Genomic DNA, 7,403 nt, shown 5'->3' with positions numbered 1-7,403 from the left:
CTAAAGGAATAGCGAATGTTTTTTTCATACAGGTCACATTTTTAAATTCAACGTTAATGATTCGGATTTTGTGTATTCATCTGTTCACGAAGACACAGAATGCCATACTGTTCAAAATAATAGACTAAAAACCTTGGCTATGCACTTATACGGGCTATTTGCCAGTATAAGTCCGTAAGATGGATAGAGGTTGTGCCGATGTTCCGCCAAATTGACAGTAGAAAACCATGTGGCGTTTGGATGGTAAAATCGACGATATTTGGTCATGTGCAAATTATGTCACTAACGATGCGCTTCACCCCTTGAAACACATCTTATCCTCTTACTAGCTCAATGCATCGCATCATATTTTTCTTTAAACTCCTTAAATCCAGCTAACGCTTCTTTCATGGCTGCGCCGCCACCTGCTGTATCGCCTTCGTTGAAGCTGCTGCGGGCTTGCCCCAGTTTTTGGGTGGCCCTCGATTTAATCATCGACAGTTTGCCATTCGCAGTCGAAAACGACTTTTGCACTTGCTTGGCTTCCATCAACCTCTCGACAACTATTTTTGGGTCTTCACCTTTATCAAAGGCGGCTACGGCCTTTTCCAGATGTTCAATCGTTAGGGCTAACGATTTTTTTACGTCGGAAGTGCCTTGCATCCCGATAGCAATAGCATTGGAACAAATTAAACTGAATACGGCTGTTACCAGCAAAGTTTTAATTGCTTTCATCATGTTAAGTCCCTGTTGTCGATTTGGTGGGTCAAATAATATAGTCTGCTTTAGGGTTGTTTGCGTCGTTTTTTTAGTGATGGATTCGAGGCAAATTCCGGCAAAACTGGAATAACGATTTTAGGAAACCCTGAACAAGTCCTTCGACAAGCCCAGGACGAACGGTAAGGCGTTGATTCCGTTCGTGGTGAGTGTGTCGAACCATGGGTGGAATCAACTTATTCAGAGATTCCTTTATTCTAAATTCAGCCTACCATTTAGTCCATGCCCAGTATAAAAGAATCACGTAAGTTGAGTTAATAAACATGAAGCCCAACGATTGTTGTCGGACACCGCTATTGCTCAGCCCAATCCACACATTGCATGGAACTATCCAATAGGTTTTGATCTCTCAAGTTTTATTTAATTTGGGGCGTTTCTTATGAAAAAATACTTTTCTTTCCTGCTGTTGGGGTTATGCTTAGCTGTTATAAACATCAATGCCGAAGAGGTTAAGGGAACAATGATGAGCAGCGACAAACCCATTGAACTGACTGAAAAACACTACAACAAGCCTTCTGACGAGGAACTGAAAACTACGCTGACACCGTTACAATATAAGGTGACGCAAGAAGAGGGCACAGAGCCTCCGTTTAAAAACACCTATTGGGATGAGCATCGCGCAGGCATTTATGTCGATGTGGTAAGTGGCGAGCCGCTGTTTTCGTCGCTGGACAAATACGATTCCGGTACCGGCTGGCCGAGTTTTTCCAAACCCTTGGTAGCGGAACATATTACCGAACGGAATGATTTTTCGTTATTTTCACGCCGTACCGAAGTCCGTTCCAAGTACGGCGATTCACACCTAGGCCATGTTTTCGATGACGGCCCTAAGCCGACAGGTTTGCGTTATTGCATGAATTCGGCGGCGTTGCGCTTTATTCCCGTGGAAGACATGGAGAAGGCAGGTTATGGAAAGTTTCTGCCGCTCTTTAAGTCTAATGAACCGCATAACTAAAACTTAATAAAACCGACAGTTTGATTCCGTTCATGGTTCGACAGGCTCACCACGAACGGATTTAAAACCTTGCCGTTCGTTTTGAGCCTGTCGAACGGCTTTTTCAGTCATTGTTCAAAAATTCAACCACCCCGAGCCGAACGAACCCGCGAACACCAGGCTCACAATGGTCATCAGCTTAATCAAGATATTCAGGGACGGGCCGCTGGTGTCCTTGAATGGGTCGCCGACCGTGTCGCCAACGACGGCAGCTTTGTGGGCATCCGAGCCTTTGCCGCCGTATTGTCCAGTTTCGATGTATTTTTTCGCGTTATCCCAGGCGCCGCCAGCGTTCGCCATCATCACCGCCAGCAAAAAGCCCGACAATAAGGTGCCGACCAACAATCCGGCCAACGCTTCTTTACCCAACACATGGCCGACGACAATCGGCACGATGACCGCTAACGCGCCAGGGACAATCATTTCCCGCAAGGCACTTTCGGTGCTGATACCCACGCAGGCCGCGTAATCGGGTTTACCCGTTCCTTCCATCAATCCAGGGATCTCATGGAATTGCCGCCGTACTTCCATCACAATTTCATGTGCCGCCTTGCCCACTGCCATCATGGTGAGGGCAGAGAACAAATACGGCATCATCGCACCGATCAATAAGCCGGGCAGCATGGTCGGCCCCAGAATGTCCAGGCCGTCAATTTTGGCAGCCGTAATATAAGCGGCGATCAATGCCAATGCGGTCAAGACGGCGGAGCCTATCGCAAAACCTTTGCCCGTTGCAGCAGTGGTATTGCCTAAGCTGTCCAGCGCATCGGTGCGGTGCCTGACTTCCTTAGGCAGATGGCTCATTTCCGCAATCCCGCCTGCATTATCAGCGACTGGGCCGTAAGCATCGGTTGCCAACGTCACACCCAATGTACTCAACATGCCGACACCTGCCAATGCGACCGCATACAATCCGGCGGCGAGGGTGCCGTCGGCCTTATGTCCCAACCAGATGCTGATGAGGATAGCGAAAGCGGTTATAAGCACAGGCAAGGCGGTACTCATCATGCCCACCGCCAATCCTTGGATGATGGTGGTGGCCGCGCCTGTTTGGGTGGCTTTGGCAATCGCAAGTACCGGTTTTTCGGTGTATGCCGTGAAGTATTCAGTGACATACGCAATGGCGTTGCCAGCCACCAAACCGACCACAATCACCAACCAGTAATTGAAATGCAATCCCGACATCAGCACAGCCAGCAAAGACAGTCCTAAGATAACCACCGATGCGCCCCAAACCGAGCGGCGCAGTGCGGTCAACAAATCTTCCAGGCTCGCATTTTCGTCGATTCTTGAAACATATTGGCTCAGATAGTAAACGCACTTGGCGGTTAACGACGCATTGGAGACTGCACCCGCTAATACGCTTTCATCGCGCTCTTTGCCGATGACCATGTAAATGCCGAACAAGCTGGAGATAACCCCGACCGCAGCGACCAGAAACGGCAGGCCGATAAACGCAACCGTCTCACCTTTGCCTAATGCCGCACCTAATGTGGCGGCGGCGATAATCGAACCGCTGTAGCTTTCAAACAAGTCCGCACCCATGCCAGCGACATCACCCACATTGTCGCCCACGTTGTCGGCAATCACGGCAGGATTGCGGGGATCGTCTTCAGGAATGCCTTTTTCGACCTTGCCCACCAAATCTGCGCCGACATCCGCTGCTTTGGTATAAATGCCGCCGCCTACCCGTGCAAATAAGGCGATACTGCTGGCACCGAAGCCAAAGCCAGTGATGTATGTCAGGTGGTTGGGGTCATCATTAAATATGAGATAGAGCAAGGTCATACCGATCAAGCTGAAGCTGACCACCGACATGCCCATAATTGCGCCGCTACCAAAGGCAACCCGCAAGCCTTCATGAAGTCCACGACTGGCGGCGGAGGCGGTACGGGTGTTGGCGCGGACGGCAACATACATACCGAGATAACCCGCTCCAGCAGAAGCAATCGCACCGGACACAAAACAAAACGCCGTTTGCCATTGCAAAAAAACGGCTATGACGGTAGCGACGATGACCACAAATATGGCAATCACGCGATATTCACGCGCCAGAAAAGCCGAAGCGCCTTCCTGTATGGCCGCACCAATTTCGCGCATGACGTCATTGCCCTGGTCGTAAGCGAGCACGCGCTTTAATTGCCAAAGCACAAACCCAACGCCGGCAATACCCATTAATAGGGCTATAACGATTGATGCTGATGTTGGTAGCAGCATGGTTTCCACTCCTCTGGTTATTTTAATTATTCTTTAGCGGTGGAAGATGTAACCTACCCAAAGATAAGTTCACCCTACGGCGGAGGATTATACCTTGTCATTGCGGGCTGTATACATTTTGTATCGGGCGGATAAAATTGCCTGCCTTGTAAGCAAATATAAAAAGGCTGGAGATTCTCGGGCTATTTATCTGTAAATCATAAGGAATACGCTTTTAAATTGATTGCGAACGGGTTTTGGGATGCCCTTTTAAATATCCATAAACAACATCGGAATCCCGTAAGTCAGCACAAAATAGCTAAACGCAAACACCACGCTTTCGCTGAGCCTGTACGAAAAAAATTTCCTGAAAATATAACTGACGATGGCTATGTACCAGATGACCAAAAATATACCCAACGTGGTCGAGATTTCCTCACGGTAGATTTCGTGCCTCATCACCATGATATGATCCAAGGCTTCGGCGGCGATTGCCAAGGTCATGATAAAGTTTTCGCACACAAAAATGGACGTGAATAACTGCTTAAAATAAAGGCTTTTTTTCGTTAACAACAATAATGTGGCAATAGTCGAAAATGCCATGATTGTCCGCAATAAAACTTCCAATGAACCATCGGCGGGGTCAGCGATCAGCCCTTCGACGATACAGCCTGACACAAGATAAAAACCCACCGTTTTCCACATAAATGAATTGGGTGGGATTAGCTCGGTAGGGTCGTTCCTAAAAAAACAAAGCGCAAGGTATTGAAGCAATAATTTCATGGTCAACAAATTTTCTAATCGAGAAAAACGAAGCAAGTTAGCGAGTTTAAAAAATCGCAGGATTATAACCGTTCAGGTAAAAACTTTGAAATAGCTGAGGGAAGAATTATTAAAAACGAATTTTGAGTTCAGATTTGCCGTTTGAGCGTGTTTCAATAAAGGCCAGGATTTACTTAGCTTGTAAAGTCACAATCCCTTCCCACCCAGGTGGCGGATTTCCCTGGAATGATGCCATAAATTCCAGAAAAAATTCACTAGGCCCATCCTGGCCGTAATTATCCAACACAGTTTGGAAGATGGTTTCCGCTTTGTCCCAGAGTCCTAGACGGAATGCGTTGAGTCCAAGGGCGAATTGCTGATGCAAATCGAATTGGATTTTTTTAATATCGGCACTCATGCCGACGATTTCGACAAGTTCCAACGGCTCCGTTCGACCAACCAACCTAAACGCACCGACAGGACGATAAATAACATTCGTAATGCCTGTTGAAATTGCCGCTGAAGCTAAGATGCGTGTTCCCAAATATTTGTTAACGCCCTGAATGCGTGAAGCGGTATTGATGGTATCCCCAATCGCACGGTAATAACTGCCTTCGCCAGCTTCTATCCGACCCAGCGTCATGTCGCCTTCATGTAAACCGATGCGTGTAGGTAAGCGACCTGTAACGGTGGCCTCATTAAACTTATCGACGGCCAATTCCATTTCCAATGCGGCAAAACAAGCGGAAAGCCGTTGGGTTGTTTTGGTTGCATCCATCCAAACTGCCATCATGGCATCACCGGTTATGTCTGCGATAATGCCGTTATTAGAACTTACCGGATACCCCAAAACCTGGTAATAATCATTCAAAAGCGCCCACATTTCGCGCGGTGTATGTTGTGCTGCAACCGAGGTGTAACCTTCAATATCCGTAGCCAGGCATAAACCGTTTACGTCCTGTTCGGACTTTGGTTCGATAGCCCCTTTATCGGGATACCATTCTCCAGGCGATGCCGAAATGTAGGGTAGCCATTGCGGAAACACCTGACGGACAAAAGCCAGGATACGCTTTCTTTCATCCAACAAATCCCAGCGCGACCAAAGTAAGGACATCAACCATGACAGCGGCAATTGAATTAACGGCACGGCAATCGGCAACCACAACCCACTGCGGGAAAAACCCCACAATGCCATGCCAGTATAGGCACCGAATAGCGCTAAACTTGCCACAATGCCAGACAGGCCGGCAAATTGGGTCAGCACCAAAGCAACAGCCAAACCAAAAAATAAAATGACAAGAACGGCAGGGAAGGGCGGCCTGATGAATCGATCTTCCAAAAAGTTGGAAAACTCCGTCGCCATGATTTCAACGCCCGACATCCGCCCGCTGCGGGTATCTGTAAAGGGTGTTTGGAAAACGTCCGTTTTTCCGGGTGAAAATTTACGGTTAGATTTGCCGATGAACACCACTTTGCCCTCTAAATCGGACACTTTCCCTTGATAGACATCACTATAAGACACCATCTTAAAAGTTTGCGGTGGCCCGTAATAATCCAGGTATTGGCCGTCTTCATGGCAAATCAACGTGTTAAAGGTTATCTCCAAGTCGGATGGTGACGGCAAAATGTCCAAGTTTTTTTGTTCATCGGAAAAACATTGCTTACGTTGCTTGGTCAGCCAAGTGGAGAATGGACGGTCAGACTGAATAACGCCCTCTAAAACACCTTTGTCTTGCAGGTAATACAACCATGCCAACACGGGGAGGGTAGGGCTTTCCTTGAACATATCAAGAAAAGGCCAAACTGCCCGTATCGTAGGATTGCCAGCGTCGTTAGGCAGCGAAAACGGTGCGTGGTCTAAGGCGGTCCTGGCAAGGATCGCCGCAGGCCGGATTTTATGCATAAGGAGAACGCCTTGTTCGCCGGGTTGTTGGGTTTGCCCATTTTCTTCTTCGGCGGTTAATGCGTTGTGGCGTTCAGAACATTCTTCCCGCCCAGAAAATTCTTTGTCGTCGCTGTTAATTTTTTGCAGACAGTCGGCGATCAGCACATTCCCTGCTGACTTCATAGCCGAAGCCAAGGTGCTATCCTGACCAATGTGCGGCGTTATAAATTGAAGGTCAAAAACAACCAGCGCCGCACCTTGCCGCTGTAATTCTTGTATCAACTTGGCATGGTAACTGCGCCATCGGGTTAAATCCTGCCCCACCCCTAACCGGGTTTCCGATTCTTCATCCATCGCCACCACCACAACCTCTGGCGGCGGCGGACGCACGCCACGCAGTTGAAACAACGTATCCAGACCCAAGCTCGTTTCAAGGCTGGTCAAGTAATAAACGCCAGTGCCCAGCAGGAAGGTGACCAAAGCGATAAGGGTTGCGCGTGGGAATTGACGTGTCATCCATCAATTATACGTAACTATTCGGTGTTTTTGTTATCCCGAAAAGCTAGAGGAACTTTAGGTGTGGCTTACAGCAAAAAGCCTGTATGAAGTGAACGTTCTACAGGACACTGGAGCTACGAAATATCGGATTCCGCAAACTCCTTCCACTCAAGTAGGGTGCATTCTATGCACCAAATTCATTGGTGGGTAGTGGCAAAATCATAACTGATAAGTTACATTATAGATTTGCCATAAGATAATGATCCAAATGACAATAAAGTACACATGTCGGGCTTGCCAAAGCGAGAACAT

Annotated in this window: 5 protein-coding genes; 1 reads left to right on the top strand and 4 read right to left on the bottom strand. The window is 47.9% G+C overall.

Annotated elements, in window-relative coordinates; genetic code table 11:
* Positions 1-330: 330 nt before the first annotated feature.
* Positions 331-717: a hypothetical protein gene (locus MGMO_RS03440; protein ID WP_023493635.1), complete on the bottom strand. Its 387-nt coding sequence runs from the start codon at positions 715-717 to the stop codon at positions 331-333.
* A 418-nt stretch (positions 718-1,135) separates the two neighbouring features.
* Here MGMO_RS03440 and msrB point away from each other — a divergent pair, with 418 nt between their 5' ends.
* Positions 1,136-1,711, top strand: a complete 576-nt coding sequence (gene msrB / locus MGMO_RS03435) for a peptide-methionine (R)-S-oxide reductase MsrB (RefSeq protein ID WP_023493634.1) — start codon at positions 1,136-1,138, stop codon at positions 1,709-1,711.
* Between the two features lie 114 nt (positions 1,712-1,825).
* On the opposite strand, the gene MGMO_RS03430 is transcribed toward msrB, so the two are convergent.
* The 3 genes from MGMO_RS03430 to MGMO_RS03420 all read right to left on the bottom strand — a co-directional run bounded on the left by MGMO_RS03430 (position 1,826) and on the right by MGMO_RS03420 (position 7,109).
* The gene (locus MGMO_RS03430) at positions 1,826-3,967 is read right to left on the bottom strand and encodes a sodium-translocating pyrophosphatase (protein ID WP_023493633.1); all 2,142 of its coding nucleotides are present in this window, start codon (positions 3,965-3,967) and stop codon (positions 1,826-1,828) included.
* A 249-nt stretch (positions 3,968-4,216) separates the two neighbouring features.
* Positions 4,217-4,729, bottom strand: a complete 513-nt coding sequence (locus tag MGMO_RS03425; RefSeq protein WP_023493632.1) for a hypothetical protein — start codon at positions 4,727-4,729, stop codon at positions 4,217-4,219.
* A 169-nt stretch (positions 4,730-4,898) separates the two neighbouring features.
* Positions 4,899-7,109 (bottom strand): CHASE2 domain-containing protein, encoded by a 2,211-nt coding sequence (locus tag MGMO_RS03420; RefSeq protein ID WP_023493631.1) that lies wholly within the window; start codon positions 7,107-7,109, stop codon positions 4,899-4,901.
* Between the last annotated feature and the right edge of the window lie 294 nt (positions 7,110-7,403).

The sequence above is a fragment of the Methyloglobulus morosus KoM1 genome, assembly GCF_000496735.2.
GTDB lineage: Bacteria > Pseudomonadota > Gammaproteobacteria > Methylococcales > Methylomonadaceae > Methyloglobulus > Methyloglobulus morosus.
This window is presented reverse-complemented; position numbering and strand designations above follow the sequence as displayed.

Excerpts from the sequence above, each read along its gene's own strand:
- MGMO_RS03440 (WP_023493635.1), bottom strand. The coding sequence starts at position 717 with ATGATGAAAGCAATTAAAACTTTGCTGGTAACAGCCGTATTCAGTTTA.
- msrB (WP_023493634.1), top strand. The coding sequence starts at position 1,136 with ATGAAAAAATACTTTTCTTTCCTGCTGTTGGGGTTATGCTTAGCTGTT.
- MGMO_RS03430 (WP_023493633.1), bottom strand. The coding sequence starts at position 3,967 with ATGCTGCTACCAACATCAGCATCAATCGTTATAGCCCTATTAATGGGT.
- MGMO_RS03425 (WP_023493632.1), bottom strand. The coding sequence starts at position 4,729 with ATGAAATTATTGCTTCAATACCTTGCGCTTTGTTTTTTTAGGAACGAC.
- MGMO_RS03420 (WP_023493631.1), bottom strand. The coding sequence starts at position 7,109 with ATGACACGTCAATTCCCACGCGCAACCCTTATCGCTTTGGTCACCTTC.